Genomic DNA, 16,394 nt, shown 5'->3' with positions numbered 1-16,394 from the left:
CAAGCTGCCTGGAGGCGGTGTAGAGGAGGGTGAAGAGAGGGAAGCGGCGTTCGTGCGCGAGATAAAGGAAGAAACGGGTTATGATGCTGTTATCATTGAAGCAATTGGATATATCGACGAACACAAAAATAGAAATCAGTTCATGCAGCGATCTTATTGTTATATCGCCAAAACGACAAAGCAACCGGGAAACATTGCGTTGACCGAAGAGGAAACTCAGTTGGGTATGCGAGTGAAGTGGATGAGTCTCGAAGAGGCTATCGCCCAACTTCGTAATTTGATCGATCGTTGCGAAGATTACTCTACAAGCTTTATGCTTCTTCGGGACCTTACGATTCTAGAGCACGCTTCGCGGTTGCTGGATAATGGCACGGTACATAACGTGGAAGATGAGTGCGTTTGGGCGATTTTCGTGGCAAATCAGGCGGACGTGTTTCCGAACTTCTATCCGATAGCACTCTACACTTGCCGTGCCAGAGCCGTAGAAGAGCTGGGAGCATTGTCGCGAGACATGAATTATCAATTGCTAAAGCTGCCTGTCAATCGGATGTTTCCCTATTATCATAAAAAGAGCGGCAAGTTGGTTGGAATGGACGGAGTGGATCATGAGCATTTTCATTTCAGAGATGACATGCAGGAGGGCAGTCATGAACATTCGAAAAGCCGCTGAGGGAGACATTAATGCGCTCGTTCTCATGCGCTGGGAGTTCACGTTGGAGCACCAGCCGGGTGTGAGCGATGATTTCGAGTTCATACATGACGAACGTCTACACGGACCCGGAGTATCGGTCGAGAGGAATCGGAAGCCGACTTCTACAAGCGATTCGCGAGTGGGCTGCGGCAAGCAAGTATGAATTCATTATCGTCTGGCCGAGCGAAGAGGGCAAGGAGTTCTATTCAAGGAACGGGTATACGCTATGCAACGATCCTATGGAACTGCACTTATAATGTAATCATGTCCTACCGGTTCCTAGTTTAGGAACGCAAAAGGCCGTCGGCAAGCCGACGGCCTTCTTTCTCATGGTTACCCCTGAAACGGAACCGCAGGTTGCTCTGCGCCCAAAACAGGCGAAAGCCCTGTCGAGATGTACGTGGAGACGGAAATGTCTCTTAGCACTTGAGGGTACATTTTATCGGGATCGGGAAGAATCGCTCTATATTGAATGACTGCTTCGCCTTTGACGAAAGAAATGCCCGTAATTTCGATGCCGTACCCGGGATGTGGAGCAGTCGCGGTAACGGTAACTTTAACGACTTCGTCCGTAACCTTCTCGGTCGAAAGCGTGGCGTTGTTGAAAATAGACGGCGCCGGTTCTTCGATAGGCGATGCATCGCGGATAAACTTGACCGTTCTGGCAATGAGGATGTCGGCCTGTGCTTGGGTAACCCCGTTCTTAGGGTGGAAACGCTGCTTGCCGTCCAGCGTGAAGATTTTGGCGATCAGCAGCTTCTGAATGCTCTCCATATTGCCGTCCGAAATAAGCTTCGCGTCGGAGACGTTAATGAAGATTTCAATCCAGGCATATTCTCCTTTTTGGCTAAGGGCGCCATAGAGCCATTTGGCGAATTGCTCGCGGGTGACTTTGGCGGAAGGATTGACGTCTTTCGGCAGATCCAGACCGTTAAACTGAGCGATAATAAAATCGTTGGCATAAGGTGCGTCATCTTTAACTTTCGAGTAATAATCGCTTGCCTTAGGCTCTTTGATGAAGCGGATATGGTCGATGTTCAGATCCAGCCCTTTGACGATCGCGCTGACCGCTTTGGCGACGGTTATCCCCTTTTTGTCGGCTTCCTTCGAACTTCCTTGTCCCGCAAAAGCCGAGCCGGCGGTGGTAAAGCTGAGTACGGCAATCAGTACGAGCAAAAAAATCGACTTGCGAAATCTTGGTTTCATCTTCGTCCCCTCCGTTTGGTAATGAAATGACTTCTAGTTGGTATTGTAGACGCCGATGCGTTGGAAAAGGTTGCACTTGTTCGGGGACGTTCGCAGAATAGCGGTATAACGACAAATAAAATCCCGCAGGCTCCTTGAGAGCGCTGCGGGGAAAGTGGGGTGTGAAGCCGAAATTAGAATCCGGCTCTCAAGATGATGACCAGGAGGACAAAGAGGACAAGAGCGATCGCAGCTCCCGAACCGCCGCCAGCTATAGGGTAACTCATACTATCACCGCCGTATGGTTATTGTGATGATCGCTCATCACCCCTATAGCTTATGACGGGATGAATACAGGGACAGTACTATCGCACAGATTGCGACATTTTCCGCTTGTACACAGGCAAACGGCCGCAGTCCAATTACGAGCGGTTACCGCCGCTGCGTCCGCTCGAACCTTAGGAGCGCCCTGCAGAGCCGCCGGAGCGTCCTGCGGATCCCAAGCTGCGCGCATTGACGCCTTCGGAACGTCCAGCAGATCCTGCGCTGCGTCCAGCGGAGCCGCCCGAGCGCCCCGCCGACCCCAGGCTGCGCGCGCTAACGCCTTCGGAACGTCCAACAGATCCGCCGCTGCGTTCCGCGGCGCCTCCCGAGAAGCCACCGGACCTCCTCAAATTATGCAATTTAAAAGCCATCGCGATTACACCTCCAGTGAGATAGGATTGGCTTAGTATATGTTTCGTCATTACGGCACGAAATGGACAAGTGTAGAATCCGCTCCAAAGTAAACGGCAGCCGGACAACAAACGTCGACCTATTTCATCCACTGTCTCATATGCTGAAGCTGCTGAATGTAATAATCTAATTGTTTTTGGGCGAGATCCAGGTTTTTGAAATGGCTGCTAGAGGGCTGGGAGCGTTGATTGTTAGCCTCTTCGAGCACTTCCAAGGCCAGAGCGGCTGCATACGCCGAAATTCCGTCCCCTATAGTCGAAATGGATGCCCCGATAAAGGCGAGCCGGGCAATCTGAATGTCTCTCGACTTGGCGAGTTGTTCGTCCTCGGAATTGTTGTTCATTGTCATTTCCCTCCTGGAAGGGGAGTAGTGGCGATTGTTAGATCTTATGCGAACAGTCATGAAAATTATTGCGCTATCCTCAAAAGAATGCCGGACCGATCAGATGATTTTGTAAAAGATCTACGGATGTCGTACAAGTGGGGCGCGGAAGCTTAAGTCCTTCATCGGCGTCTATCCCTCCCGATCTCCCTGACGAATTTCCCTTTTTCGTCGTATACCATAATGCTCAGTCCCTTAATGGCCCCCTTTGTCTCCATGAGCAACTTTATTGCTTCATCTCGTGATAGCGGTACATTGACACGTTTCCCGTTATATGCGAGATAATACCTCAGTTTTCGACCTCCAAATGCATCATTTTGATCAATAATTCGACGATTTCTATCATTACCCTTTAATTGAAGCGGTCTTCATAGGAATATATGTTCGTAATGGGGCGAGGTAAACTTCCCGTTCGGGCAGTAGGTCAGAAGGGCACCATCCGAAGATCGTTTACCGCATAAAATAAATGGAAAAGAAGCCTTATACATCAAGGCTTCTCGGAGTTTGAGTATGGTGATCTGAATAGCGATCGAGTCTGTCGGAGGGCATCGTGAGAGATCTGCTTGACTGATTTTTAGTCTCGGGTGATTTATACAAAACAAAAGAACCCTTGAGTATCAAGGGTTCTGAGCTTTAGATTATGGTGATCTGAACAGGGATCGAACCTGTGACCCCCACCCTGTCAAGATGGTGCTCTCCCAGCTGAGCTATCAGATCATGTTTTGTTTAGCGGCGACAAGTAATATAATAACAAGCCCAGAATCCAAAGTCAACACGAATTTCGAAAAAAGTTTTGCACAATCTACGCCAAGCTAATCAAGCGTCAATCCTAGCGAAAAAAGGGATGTTTCGAGCTTCTGCCGCGTACATATGTATCATCAGCGCGTATCGGCAGGAGGGCTGAGAATGAGGGACGCGGCATTGCTTGCGGTGTGGATTATCGGCTTGTTCACGCTGATCGGTGGCGTGATGGCTGCGGTTGTACGGTTCGTGAATAAAGATACGTCTGCGTATGACAAACAACTGACTTGGGCGCGTTTTCCGCAAGCTCAGGATCGCCCGCCCGAGGGAACTTCCGAGACCGCGCAGGAGGATCGGCGAGGATAACGGTATCGTACAGAGGAAAATCAGGGGTGACTGGAGCTGCAATCCGCTCCGGCCACCCCTGGTTCCGTATTATTCCTCATCGTCCCATTTGCGGGAGTAAGCTTTCTTGGTCGTCCAGAGCACGATCCAGATGAGCAGAACTGCGATTACGCCGGCGATGATAAACGTGGTAAGCAACGAGCGTCTTCCTTTCCTCGGTCGGTGTCCCAACTATCATATCACGAATTATTGTCGGGGGTTAGCCGTTCGATCTCGTAGGTGACTTGCTGTTCGACGAATTTCATCGCGCCGGTGCGGCCGACGAAGTCAGGCTGATCGTCCCCGTAATGCATCAAGTAAACCCGCTTCTGCAATTCCGCGGGCAGAGTCAGCAGCTGCGGCAGACAGGCATGGACGGCGCCTGGAGGGTGCAGCTGGCAATCGTGGAAAATCACCTTAACGCCACGGTCGCGCACGAGCGATTCCAGCAGGTCTGAATCGAATACGGTGTCTCCGGAATAAAAGAAAAAACCGTTAAACAGCATCGAGAAGTTCGGCTTGTTCGGAATGTGGCGAGTAGGAACGGGTTCGACTTCAAGGCCGGGCATCAGTTGATGGCTGGTTCCGACCGTCAAAGGCCGCACGTCAAAAAAGTCGTGAATCGTCTCGGACTCCTCTTGTTGCAGCCCTCCTCTTAGGGAATGCTCCCATATCGGCCGAACCAACGTATCGGCAATATAAAGAATCGGCTTGCGGCCGTAGACGAACTTCATCTGGAAAGCGAACTCTTCCAATCCGCCGATGTGGTCGGCATGGATGTGCGTAATCAGAACCGCGTGCAAGTCGTTAAACCCGTACCCCAGCTCGTGAAGCGCTTTGGGCGCGGTAATTCCGCAATCCACGAGCAGGAGACGGCCTTCCGCTTCGATGATGGCGTTGTTGTTATTGAAGGCTTTGGCAAAGGCGCTGCCCGTTCCCAACATGGTGATCTTCAACTCGGTACCTCCTAAGAAGGGGGAATCTCATAAGCAGATTTCAGCTTTATTCAATGTACCATAATTTACCTTGCTAAGTAAGAAGGCAAGCCAAAAAACATACAAACGCCAGTAGCGGTATAGGCGGCTCGCGCATAGTCTGTGGAGACAATTATTATTTCCAGGGCTGTGCGAAAGGGAGATCGCCGATGAGCAAAGTGAACAAAAAGAAAAAGTCGGCAGCGGCGGAGCAGCAGAAGCGGGCGCAGATGAGAATCGTAACTTCCGACGTATGCGCTGTATGCAAGACGCCATGCACCAGGGGGCTTCGTTACTTGGCCCAGATGAACGTCCCCGGCGCCGTAGGTCAGGGCGTTCCTTGCGTACTGACGCTGCCCGGTCGGCAATGAAACGCGATTTCCCGGGCAAGCGCAGCAATCGGCATAATGCGACACTGGACCGCTGAAGAAAAATGATAAACTTTTCATCCATTTTTAACATTCCCGCGCAACTTTCCGTTTGAGCGTCAGTATAACCAAGTACGAAAGCTATACGAGACGGCGAAAAGACGGAGGAAACGAATCATGAAAGTTCGTAAACTGATCGTTCTGGTTACGACGTTAACGTTGTTGTGCGGCGGCGTGGCTTATGCGGATTCCGTATCCCAGAAATTGAGGGTGCTGATTAATAACAAGAAGTCGGACGAAGTGGCCGACGGAGGAATTATCGTAGACAACAAGCTCTACGTTGCCTCCCAGGTCGTATCGGACAGGTTGCAGGCGATCGTGGTCAGGGAGGACGGGAAGGCGATTGTATACAAGCCTAACGTTCATATGGTAACCAATGTCGGTCCGAAAATTTTCGCGGGCGTGAACAAGAACGATAAAATCAAGTTCAACACGTTTATCCAGGTAGACTCCTTGAAGCTGGACATCAGCGCCCTGAAGCTGACGATCGCCGATCCTTACGGGGATGAAGTGCTGATCGAACAGCGTAAATCCGGCGATGGCAATTTCCCGGACGGCAAATCCGATTTCTGGATCACGGTCGAAGACATCTCCTACACTTTCGACAAGGCTGGGGCGTACACACTGCGTTTCTCGGTCAGACCGGTCGGAGAATCCTCCTTTAAGGTTATTTCGGAGAAAACAATCACTTCCCAGTAAACGAATAGAACGAAGCCCGAACCGAGAGCGGAACGGGCTTTTTCTTTACGGTTTGACCCTAGTTGGCGGAAGTGATACGATACGTGAGTAGGAAAAAACAACCGAATTGAACGGAGGCTCACTATGAGCGATCATGTCCATGACGAGAATTGCGATCATGACCACGACGAAGCGGTATTTATCGTAACGGACGAGGAAGGCAACGAACACGAGATGGTGCTCGTGTACACATTCGAGAACAATGGCCGCGTATACGCAGTGTTATTAGACCGCAACGATCCTGAAGATGACGGCGTCATTTTCCGTGTTGAAGAAGACGGGGAAGACGAAGTTCTCGTCAACATCGAAGACGATCAGGAATGGGAAACGGTCATGAAAGCATACGAGGAACTTGCCGCGCAAGAGAACGGGCAAGCTTGAGTTGCGCTCCCGCAACGATGCAATAAGGCTGACATCCTTCGACGACGAAGGGATGTCAGCCTTATCTTATTTTCTCGGATTGTAGTAGATCGTTCTTCCGTTGAACATGCGGACTTCCGCCTGCAGTTGTTTGCCGATCCATTTGCACAATTCGTTGGCTTTCGACTTGTCTCCGTGCGTGGAGTCGTCCGGCAGCACGAAGTGAATGTAAGGAACAGATTGTTCGTCGTTGCTCCGTTGACCGGTGCCGACGACGATGTAACGGTACTGAGGGGACGTGCCTTTCAAATAAAACCAGCGACCTTCGGCTTCGGGCTTCTGTTCGATGCTGTACGGAAAAGCCGATTCGGCGTAATCCCACCCCAACTGTTGTCCCGTTAACCGCACTTGTTCCTTGTAACGCTGCAGCTGTTCCTGAACGCCCGCCAGATCGATCTCGGATACGGTCGAGCCTTGCACAAGCGATATGTAAGCGCTCTGACTCATCGGTTCCACCCCCACGCCCATGATAGCATTTCCCGCTTTCGTTGGCAACGGGTTCCAGAAGCGATGAAAGCCCGCCTATCTGGCGCGCATTGCGCCGGAGGGCGGGCTTTCGGCAAGCTGGACTTTTTGAACTCCCGGTTCAATCATTGTTCAAAAAGTTCGGTTTTCAGCACCAAGAAGGTTGCATGAAGCTTAGGGAATGAGGAGCGGAGCGTAGGAAAACCTACGTGAGCACCGGAAGGCCCGGCTGAATGCAAGATTCGACGTCGAACCCGCTCCTTGTATTTGCATCGTGATCAAAGCCGGACTTTTTGAACTCCCTTACGAGATGGCTGTTTCTTCCAGGATGACTTTGACGTTGGTCACCGACCGGTCTTCCGGTCCTTTGACCGGCAGGCCGACTTCCAGGTGGTCGACGATATAGTCGATGTTCTCCTGGGAGATGACTTCCCCCGGCAGCAGAATCGGAATGCCGGGAGGGTAGACGTAGACGAATTCGGCGATGATGCGGCCGGCGGATTCCTTGAACGGCACCAGCTCGGTTTCCCCGTAAAAAGCGTCTCTGGGCGTCAGCGCGAGATGGGGGATCTCAGGAATGACGACGACGACTTCCGGGATCTCCTTGGAGTCCGCGTGGTAGGCATCAGACAGAGCTTTAAGCGCGTCGATCAGCGTGCCTACGGACGCTTCGTCGTCGCCTGGCGTGATCAGGCACAAAATATTGTACATATCGCTGAGCTCGACCTCGAGCTTGTAATGCTCGCGGAGCCAATTCTCGGCGTCGTATCCGGTAATGCCAAGGTGGCGCACATGAATCGTCAGCTTCGTCGGATCGTAATCGTAGGTCGCTTCTTCCCCGAGAAGATCGTCTCCGAAACTGTATAAGCCGGGAATGCGGTTAATTTCTTCCCGACCTTTCTGCGCGAGCCGCAGCGTCCGTTCGGCGATTTCCTTGCCGCGAATCGCCAGCTGCCTGCGCGCCGTATCGAGCGACGCCAGCAACGGGTAAGAAGTCGACGTCGTCGTCAGCAGGCTGAGAATCGTCTGCACGCGCTGCGGGTTGACGAGCCCTTTGCGCACGTTCAGAATCGAGCTTTGCGTCATGGAGCCGCCGAGCTTGTGGACGCTCGTCGCGGCCATATCCGCTCCGGCCTGCATCGCCGACAGCGGCAGCTCCTCCGAGAAATGGATCAGCGCCCCGTGCGCTTCGTCGACGAGCACCGGCATGTCGTACTCGTGCGCGAGATCGACGATTTCCTTCAAATTCGCGCACACCCCATAATAGGTTGGGTTGATAACGAGCAGCGCGGCGGCGTCAGGGTGTCGCTCCAGCGCCCGGCGAACAGACCGGGTCGTGACGCCATGGTCGATGCCGAGGTTCGTGTCCCGGACGGGGGACAGGAAGACGGGCCGCGCGCCGGCGAAGATGATCGCCGAGAGGATGGACTTATGCACGTTGCGGGGCACGATGATTTTATCTCCCGAGCCGCACACCGACAAAATCATCGTCATGATGGCGGTGCTCGTTCCTTGCACGGAGAAGAAAGTTGCATCCGCTCCGAACGCGTCGGCGGCAAGCTTCTGCGCTTCCAGAATGACGCCCGTTGGCTGGTGCAGATCGTCCAGCGGAGCGATATTGATCAAGTCGATGTCGAGTACGTTTTGTCCGATATATTCGCGATATTCGGGATCCATTCCCGCGCCCTTCTTATGCCCCGGGATATGGAATTGCACCGGATTTTGCTTTGCATGGGAACGCAGCGCGTCGAATAGCGGAGTGCGATTATGATCCAATAGAAGTTCCCTGCCTTTCTCGTGACGTGCCAGAGGATTAAACGTTGCCTTTTATCCAAACAGCATGAGTATAACAAAAATAGGGGGGAAATCAACTATTGTCTCGAAGCGACGAACTTTGTCACCAAAACGTCAACGGTTGCGATTTGGAACTGCATGGATTTATATGCTACCATCATTAGAAGTGAGTGTACAAAAAGCTCTATTTTCGGCACGTTATTTTATTTATCGCACAACAAGAGGAGAGAAATTCGCGTGAAAAGCAAATTAGCGATCGTGGGGCTCATGCTCTTTACGATTTTTATCGGATTCGGCATCATTATTCCGGTACTTCCCGAGCTTGTGACGGAAGCGAGCGAGAAATCCGCTAACTGGCATACGGGGGCGATGCTCGCCGTCTACTCGCTGATGTCGTTCCTGCTTAGCCCGCTCTGGGGGGGCTTGTCCGAACGGATCGGCAGGCGTCCGGTCATCATGACGGGCGTTATCGGCTTCGCGGTAAGCTTCCTATTGTTCGGCATGTCCGGAGACCATCTATGGATGATGTACGCGTCGCGCGTTCTCGGAGGGCTGTTCTCCGGCGCGGTCGTATCCTGCATCGTGGCTTACGTCGCGGACATTACGACGGAAGAGGAGCGGACGAAGGGGATGGCGGTCGTCGGCATGAGCATCGGGCTCGGGTTTACGTTCGGACCGGGGTTCGGAGGCTTGCTGAGCCAAATTACGCTTCACACGCCGTTCTACGCGGCGTCCGCCCTTTCCCTGATCGTATTCGTCGCGGCCTGGTTCAGCCTGACCGAATCGCTGCCGCCGGAGAAGCGCGCTTCCCGGGACAGAGGCAAGAGAGTGTCGCGCTGGACGGCTTTCCAGGGACCGCTTAAGTATTTGTACGTTCTAGCCTTCTTCGTAACGTTCTCGCTCGCGATATTGGAAGCGACGCTGCAACTGTTCGGCATGGAGAAGTTCGGAGTGACCCCGCTGCAGGTCGGCATGATGTTCTTCTTCTGCGGGCTGGCCGGAGCGCTGGTGCAAGGCGGCGTCGTCCGCAGGCGGGTGAAGGTCGGACAGGAAGGCCAGTATATCGCCATCGGCCTGGTCATCTCGGCGGCCGGATTCTTCCTTCTGCTTACGGCCAACAGTTGGGGAATGGCCACCGTCTATCTGTGCATATTCGGCATCGGCAATTCGTTAATCAAGCCATGCGTTACGTCGCTCATCACGCAGAAAACGACTGTCGGACAAGGTGTCGCCTCCGGTCTCAACTCCTCCATGGACAGCCTGGGACGGATCGTCGGGCCGCTGCTCGGGGCGGCGCTGCTTGGAGCGACGTCTTGGCTGCCGTTCGTCGTGTCCGGCGTTCTGTCGCTCGCCGCGCTCGGACTTCTCGCCCAATTCCGCAGCCAGGACCGCCGTCAAAAAGCGCATGCCTGATCGCCGTTTCGCGTCCGTCCGATTTAAGCTGTTCCACCGGACCTATTCTGGCCGGCAGGAACGGCTTTTTTTCATACGCTCCGATCTCGCCATCCTTAGAGGAAAATGACTTTCGTCATCCGATCGTTCCCCGGCAAAGTGACTCAATACACCTGTGCGAAATCCACGGACGCCTTAAAATGGCAATCACGGAACGGAAAACCGCTGCCGGGAAGAGGTTTCGGCGAAGACCGAAGACCGATTCGCTATCGGCCTCAAGTCCAGGTATAAGTCCGGTCTGCAGCCGATTCTCGGGCCGGACGTTTATCCGTTAAGCTGAACAATGAAAACACGCTTATGCGGAAGGGGAACGGAAAGTTGAAAAGTTTAATCGACGGAGCATTTCGCAACAAAGCGGCGATGATCATCATCGTCATCATGGTACTCGCGATGGGGGTGCTGAGCTATACGAAGCTTCCGATGGAATTTCTGCCGGAGGCGGACAATCCGCAGGTGACCGTGTCGGTCATCGGTCCGGGCTATGACGCTTCGGCGATGGATCGGGCGGTTACCGGTCCGATCGAGCAAGCGCTGGCCGGCATCAAAGGGAAGACGAACACGTTCTCCACATCGGGAGACGGGTTCTCGCAAGTGAACTTGAATTTCGATTCGAGCACGAACATGAAGGAAGCGAAGCAAGAGGTCGAGAGGGCGGTAGGCGGAGTTTCCTTGCCCGAGAACGTATCCTCGCCGTACGTCGTGCAGCTCAACACCTCGATGATTCCGATCTCGTTCGTGACGCTAGCGTTCGCGGACGGCGTCAGCGACGCGGAGAAGGAGACGCTGGAGCAGCGGATCAGAGACGAGTTTAACGCGATTGACGGCGTTGGCACCGTCATGGTCGCCGGCAAGCCGCAGCCTTCCATTCGCATCGAACCGGATGCCGCGAAGCTGGCGGAGAAGGGCGTGCCGCTTCAGGCGCTGTACGGAGTGCTGCAAGGGCGCACCGCTTCTTCCGCGGTCGGGGAGAGCGTGCTGGACGGCCAGATCGTCAATCTGAACGTCGTCGCCGATCTCCAGAGCGTCGATACGCTGAAGCAGCTTCCCGTCGTGCCGGGAGTGAAGCTGGGCGAAGTGACGAACGTGACGCTGGACGATTCTGCGGAAAGCCTGTTCCGCGTCAACGGCAGAGAGGCGATCGAGTTCATCATCTCCAAGGGGGCCAACTCCAACGCGGTCGCCGTCGGCAATGAAGTCGAGAAAATCATCGACAAGCATAACGAGGAGAACAAGGCGATCGAGTTGAAGGTCGCGATCAGCACGTCGGAGCAGGTCGTTCACTCGGTGAACAGCATGATGAGGGAAGTGCTTCTCGGCGCCCTGTTCGCTACCATCGTCATTCTCGTGTTCATGCGCAACGTTCGGGCCACGCTCGTGACGATCGTCTCGATTCCGCTGTCGCTGGCGATGACGCTGTATCTGCTTGATCTGTCGGGCATTACGCTGAACATTTTGACGCTTGGCGGCGTTGCGGTCGCCGTCGGACGGCTCGTGGACGACAGCATCGTCGTCATCGAGAACATTTTCCGCAGGCTGCAGAAGGAGAAGTTCTCCAAGGAGCTGATCATCGACGCGACCGCCGAGGTAGCCCGGGCAATTACGGCTTCCACGCTGACGACGATCGCGGTATTCCTGCCGATGAGCTTGCTGAGGGGCAGCTTGCAATCGTTCCTGCTGCCGTTCGCGTTAACGATGACGTATTCGCTGCTGTCGTCGCTGCTCGTCGCTCTGACGCTTATTCCGCTTATGAGCGCCGGCGTGCTGCGCAATTCCAGCATTAAGGAGCACCAGCCCTCGAAGCGGTTCGTCCGCCTGCTGGAATGGAACCTGAAGCGCAAGTGGCTGCCGATTCTCGGCGCGTTCGCGCTGCTCGTCGCTTCAATTGCCACTTACGTGGCGATGCCGAAGGGCGCGATCGATTCCTCGAACGCGGAGAACGTCAACGTAAATCTGCAATACAAGCCGGGAACTCCGGCGGAGCAAGTGCTCGAGAACGGCTTAAAGCTGGAAGCTTACTTGCTGGGCCGGGACGATGTGGAGTTGGTCGCTATGAGCAACGGCAACAATTCCGATGCGGCCAAGTACGGCTCCGTCAGCTCGCCGACCCTCGTCACTTATATGTTGAAAATGAAAAAGGGCGCGGATGCCGAAACGGCGATGGAGGAAGTGAAGGCACAGGCGGGCGGTTATCCGGAGGCGGAGCTGAACGTGTCGGCCGGCGACTTCATGTCGAGCAGCGGCTCCACGCAAGTCATTATCGACATTACCGGCAACAACCTCGAAACGATCGGCAAGACGGCCGAAGAGGTTATTGCGAAGATCGCTCCGATCAAGGACGTCCTGAAAGTCGAGAGCAATCAGCAGGAGAAGAAGACGATCTACACGCTGGAGGTCGATCCGGCCGCAGCCAAAGCGGGAGAGATCGCCATGCAGCTCCAGGGCATGCTGAACCCAGTGCCGGTCGGTTCGATCGCTGTGGACGGACAGACGGTTCCCGTCTTCGTCGAGCCGGCGCTCAAGCCGCAATCCGAGAAGGATCTGTCGTCACTGACCGTCATGACCGACGAAGGTCCGAAGCCGGTGTCTGCCGTAGCGAAGTGGGTGAAGTCGGAGCAAGCGACGACGTTCTATCACAAGGACGGCAGCAGCTACGTCCGCGTATCGGCTTCGGTCGAGCCTTCGCAATTGTCCAAAGTCGGAGCCGAGATCGACAAGCAGCTGAAGGAAGTTACGCCTCCGGAAGGCGTCAAGCTGAACGTGGGCGGCGCTTCGGCGGATCAATCGGCCGACATTATGAGCCTGTTCATGATGATGATCGTCTCCATCGGAGTCGTCTACCTGATCATGGTGTTTACGTTCAAGACGCTTAAGGCGCCGCTGGCGATCATTAGCTCGATTTTCTTCGTGCCGATCGGAGCTGTGCTGGGCTTGATCGTAACCGGCATTACGCCGGACTTTACGGCGATCTTCGGCGTCGTTATGCTGATCGGCATCGTCGTCACGAACGCGATCGTGCTGATCGACCGGGTGAAGCACAACGAGGAGCGCATGACGATTCGCGAAGCGCTGCTCGAAGCGGCCGGAACGCGCATGCGTCCGATTCTCATGACCGCGATCGCTACCGTCGGCGCGATGCTTCCGCTCGTGTTCGGCTCGTCCGAGAGCGGCAGCATCGTCTCCCAGAGTCTGGCCATCGTCGTCATCGGCGGGCTGATCGTCTCGACGCTGCTCACGCTCGTCATCGTGCCTTGCATCTACGAGCTTCTGTACTTCCGCAAGTCGGCTCGCCAGCGCAAAATCGCCGCTGCAGCCGTTAGCGAAGCGGCTGCGCAATAACATGCGAAGGAGTGCCGGCAGCCGACGCCGATAAAGAAAGGGCCTGTATCCCGGTTTCCGGGAATACAGGCCCTTTGTATTACAACGCCATCCGGTACAGAGGAAGCAGCGTGCGGAACGTCTCCTCGGCGCGCTTCATGAACGCTTCTCCGTCCGCCAGCAGCGGATCGCCGCGCTGAATGTGAATGCCGCAGGTGAGCTCGGCGACTTTGACCGTTTTCAGCCTGACGAACAGCTCCTCGAGCTCGCCGTCCGCCAGCTCTCCGTGGATGTGGCCCGTCGGCACCATATGGTCCTTCGACCATACGTAATGTGACGGAATCGATCCCCGCACCGACTGCAGCTCGGCCAGCGCCCGCTCGGCGAACTGATCCTTGCTCGGACATTCGTAGATGACGGCGAACTGGACGAATACGTGCGTCGACCAGAGGCCGATCTGGAAGTGGGGGTGGGCTTTGTACCCTTTCTTGTTGCGGGCGAAAGCGACCCAGGAGTCGTTCGGCGGATTGACGGTTCTTCTGGCATGCTTGGCGACGTGCGTAAACATCTCTTCCCCGCAAGCTTCCGCCAGGAACGGCGCCATGCGCTCCCCGAGCAGATGGAACTTCGGCCTTACCCGGTCGATCAGCGCCTCCATGCGGGCCTCCAGCCCTTCGATCTCGAACACTTCGAAATCCTGATCCTCGAATCCCGTAAACACATTGGTTGCGGCTACGCTCATGTTCTTGACTCCTTTAAATAAAAAATAGCGATCTGAGTGCGGTCCCGAAGGCCCAGCTTGCCCAAAATTTCGGAAATATAATTTTTCACCGTGCCCTCGCTGAGGAACATCGCTCCCGCGATTTCCTTGTTCGACTTGCCATCGGCGATATGCCGGACGATGTCCTGTTCCGCCGGAGTGAGCCCGGCGTCCGCCAGCCGTCCGGCCGCTCCGCCGGAGTTCGCGCGGGAGTCGCGCTGATCCAGCAGGCCGGCCAGCTTGCGGGCGATGTCCGGATGAATCAGATGATTGCCCTCGGCGACGGATTTGATGCCGGAGACGATCCGGGCGGGCGGCACGTTCTTAAGCAAGTAGCCGTTGGCGCCGTTGCGGATCGCCTGCACGATGTATTCGTCGTCGTCGAACGTCGTCAGAATGAGCACCGCCGGAGGCTTGTCCAGCGTCTTCAGCAGGCGCGTCCCTTCGACGCCGTCGCATCCCGGCATGCGGATATCCATCAGGACGATGTCCGTCTCCGGATGCTCCTGAACGAATCGATAGCCTTCCTCGCCGTTGCCGCACGTGCCGATAACGGTCAGGTCCGGGTCCAGGTCGAGAATGAGCTTTAAGCTTTCTCGTATGAACGGGTCGTCGTCGACGATGACCAATTGAATCATAGCGATAGCTCCTTCTCCGGCGCGGGTCGGGATCGCGAATACGGAACGATCGTCGACAGGACGAACCGGGGATTCGTCTCGATTCGAAGCCGTCCCCCGACCACCGCCAGTCTGTCTTGCATGCCTTTAAGCCCCAGGCCCGGAGCAATTCGGTCGGGCTCGGTCCCGTTGTTGGAGATGTTCATGGCGATCTGATCCTCCGCGAAGCGCAGCTCCACCTCGACGGCGTTAGCGCCGCCGTGCCGGACCGCGTTCGTGATCGCTTCCTGCGCGTTCCGATACAACACGAACTCCAGGCTGGGGTAGAGCGGGTACGGATTGCCGGTCACCGCGAAGTCGACCTCGATCCGCAAGTCCCTGGCCGCGTCTTCGATCAGCCGGTGCAGCGCGTATCGCCGGGCGCCCGCGGAATCGACGGGCTGCAGCTTGCGAACCGTATACCGCATATTGTTCATGCTCTCTTCCAGTTGCCTGCGCACCTGCTCGATCAGTCCCGCCGCCTGGCCCGGATTGCGTTCCATTAATTGAAGCGCGGCCTCGGTCATCATTTTCACCCGAATCAGCCGGTGTCCGAGATCGTCGTGAAGCTCGGTAGCGATTCGGCTGCGTTCCTGAACCTGCGCGTAGTCCTCGACCTTCCTGGCGTATTCCATCGCGCGCGCCCGCTCCTGCTCCAGTTGATCCTGGCTGCCTGCCAGCGATTCCATCTCTTTTTCCTGCCGATCCGACTGCCTCTGCTGCACGAAGACGCCCGCCACGAACAGCGCGACGGTTAGCCATGCGACGTTCATCGTCCAGATCGTGTCCGAGGGAAGTCCGAATGCGCCGGAGTTGAGCGCCGCGCCCGACAGAACGATCGCCAAGCCGAGCTCCGCGGGCTTGTTCAGCAGGAGAACGGCGGAGACGAGCAAGGAGTATTGGAGAAAATAAAGCAGCCCCCCGTATTCGTGAAAAAGCCACGAGAAAGCGATCATTCCGAGCGGAATAAGCAGCATCGCGTACTTGCGGGCGAGCGGCAGCAGTCTGGAGTACAGCAGCGCCAGAAGGATGCACGCGACGTATTTTCCGACCGAGGGAATGTCCGCTTCGTAGAGAGTGGCGATCGCCGGAACGGCGATCAGCAGGTGCTGAAGCCAGACAAGAGGCAGCCTCATGGGGAACTCCTTCCGGGAATGCTTGGGTGATCTCCATTATAGCACTCAAGAAATGACTTTTGTCACCTCGACGCGCGAAAACCGGTGACTCATTATACCTGTCGCGCAATCGCCGATCTACTATAATGAGGTCAACAA

Annotated in this window: 16 protein-coding genes and 1 tRNA gene; 8 read left to right on the top strand and 9 right to left on the bottom strand. The window is 55.3% G+C overall.

The window, feature by feature from the left end; translation table 11 throughout:
• On the top strand, window positions 1-670 hold a 670-nt coding region (locus tag ACESLM_RS10360; RefSeq protein ID WP_372631491.1), incomplete at its 5' end, for an NUDIX domain-containing protein.
• Window positions 671-738: 68 nt separating this feature from the next.
• Window positions 739-948 (top strand): GNAT family N-acetyltransferase, encoded by a 210-nt coding sequence (locus ACESLM_RS10355; RefSeq protein WP_372631490.1) that lies wholly within the window; start codon window positions 739-741, stop codon window positions 946-948.
• A 76-nt stretch (window positions 949-1,024) separates the two neighbouring features.
• Here ACESLM_RS10355 and ACESLM_RS10350 read toward each other — a convergent pair whose 3' ends face one another.
• The 3 genes from ACESLM_RS10350 to ACESLM_RS10340 form a co-directional block, all read right to left on the bottom strand.
• On the bottom strand, window positions 1,025-1,897 hold the full coding sequence (locus tag ACESLM_RS10350) for an S-layer homology domain-containing protein (protein WP_372631489.1): 873 nt from the start codon (window positions 1,895-1,897) through the stop codon (window positions 1,025-1,027).
• A gap of 793 nt (window positions 1,898-2,690) precedes the next feature.
• The gene (locus ACESLM_RS10345; protein WP_372631488.1) at window positions 2,691-2,954 is read right to left on the bottom strand and encodes a translation initiation factor 2; all 264 of its coding nucleotides are present in this window, start codon (window positions 2,952-2,954) and stop codon (window positions 2,691-2,693) included.
• Between the two features lie 680 nt (window positions 2,955-3,634).
• Window positions 3,635-3,710: transfer RNA gene (locus ACESLM_RS10340), tRNA-Val, on the bottom strand.
• 189 nt (window positions 3,711-3,899) lie between these two features.
• On the opposite strand from ACESLM_RS10340, the gene ACESLM_RS10335 reads away from it, so the two are divergent.
• On the top strand, window positions 3,900-4,100 hold the full coding sequence (locus ACESLM_RS10335) for a hypothetical protein (RefSeq protein WP_372631487.1): 201 nt from the start codon (window positions 3,900-3,902) through the stop codon (window positions 4,098-4,100).
• 218 nt (window positions 4,101-4,318) lie between these two features.
• Here the strand turns inward: ACESLM_RS10335 and ACESLM_RS10330 are convergent, their stop codons facing one another.
• A complete protein-coding gene (locus tag ACESLM_RS10330; RefSeq protein WP_372631486.1) occupies window positions 4,319-5,074 on the bottom strand; it encodes an MBL fold metallo-hydrolase in 756 nt (251 codons plus the stop codon).
• A gap of 188 nt (window positions 5,075-5,262) precedes the next feature.
• Between ACESLM_RS10330 and ACESLM_RS10325 the strand changes: the two genes are divergently transcribed.
• The 3 genes from ACESLM_RS10325 (at window position 5,263) to ACESLM_RS10315 (ending at window position 6,639) form a co-directional block, all read left to right on the top strand.
• Entirely contained in the window at window positions 5,263-5,463 is a 201-nt protein-coding gene (locus ACESLM_RS10325; protein WP_372631485.1) for a hypothetical protein, read from the top strand.
• Between the two features lie 174 nt (window positions 5,464-5,637).
• Window positions 5,638-6,219, top strand: coding sequence for a copper amine oxidase (locus tag ACESLM_RS10320; RefSeq protein WP_372631484.1), 582 nt, complete (start codon window positions 5,638-5,640; stop codon window positions 6,217-6,219).
• 123 nt (window positions 6,220-6,342) lie between these two features.
• A complete protein-coding gene (locus ACESLM_RS10315) occupies window positions 6,343-6,639 on the top strand; it encodes a DUF1292 domain-containing protein (protein WP_094041560.1) in 297 nt (98 codons plus the stop codon).
• 66 nt (window positions 6,640-6,705) lie between these two features.
• Here ACESLM_RS10315 and ACESLM_RS10310 read toward each other — a convergent pair whose 3' ends face one another.
• Entirely contained in the window at window positions 6,706-7,125 is a 420-nt protein-coding gene (locus ACESLM_RS10310) for a DUF1885 family protein (RefSeq protein ID WP_372631483.1), read from the bottom strand.
• 321 nt (window positions 7,126-7,446) lie between these two features.
• Entirely contained in the window at window positions 7,447-8,919 is a 1,473-nt protein-coding gene (locus ACESLM_RS10305) for an aminotransferase class I/II-fold pyridoxal phosphate-dependent enzyme (RefSeq protein ID WP_372631482.1), read from the bottom strand.
• Between the two features lie 255 nt (window positions 8,920-9,174).
• On the opposite strand from ACESLM_RS10305, the gene ACESLM_RS10300 reads away from it, so the two are divergent.
• Both ACESLM_RS10300 and ACESLM_RS10295 read left to right on the top strand, forming a co-directional pair.
• Window positions 9,175-10,350: an MFS transporter gene (locus ACESLM_RS10300; RefSeq protein ID WP_372631481.1), complete on the top strand. Its 1,176-nt coding sequence runs from the start codon at window positions 9,175-9,177 to the stop codon at window positions 10,348-10,350.
• 357 nt (window positions 10,351-10,707) lie between these two features.
• Window positions 10,708-13,725, top strand: coding sequence for an efflux RND transporter permease subunit (locus ACESLM_RS10295; RefSeq protein ID WP_372631480.1), 3,018 nt, complete (start codon window positions 10,708-10,710; stop codon window positions 13,723-13,725).
• 79 nt (window positions 13,726-13,804) lie between these two features.
• Here ACESLM_RS10295 and ACESLM_RS10290 read toward each other — a convergent pair whose 3' ends face one another.
• Genes ACESLM_RS10290 through ACESLM_RS10280 form a run of 3 tightly spaced genes read right to left on the bottom strand, consistent with a single transcriptional unit; the run spans window position 13,805 to window position 16,256 of the window.
• A complete protein-coding gene (locus ACESLM_RS10290; protein ID WP_372631479.1) occupies window positions 13,805-14,446 on the bottom strand; it encodes a YktB family protein in 642 nt (213 codons plus the stop codon).
• On the bottom strand, window positions 14,443-15,102 hold the full coding sequence (locus ACESLM_RS10285; RefSeq protein WP_372631478.1) for a response regulator: 660 nt from the start codon (window positions 15,100-15,102) through the stop codon (window positions 14,443-14,445). The genes ACESLM_RS10290 and ACESLM_RS10285 overlap by 4 nt, the downstream gene beginning before the upstream one ends.
• Window positions 15,099-16,256 (bottom strand): sensor histidine kinase, encoded by a 1,158-nt coding sequence (locus ACESLM_RS10280; RefSeq protein ID WP_372631477.1) that lies wholly within the window; start codon window positions 16,254-16,256, stop codon window positions 15,099-15,101. Before ACESLM_RS10280 ends, ACESLM_RS10285 begins: the two co-directional genes overlap by 4 nt.
• Window positions 16,257-16,394 lie beyond the last annotated feature (138 nt).

The organism is Cohnella sp., from assembly GCF_041641335.1.
Classification (GTDB): Bacteria; Bacillota; Bacilli; order Paenibacillales; family Paenibacillaceae; genus Cohnella.
Note: the sequence above shows the minus strand (reverse complement) of the source record. Positions and strands in the feature narration are given on the sequence as shown.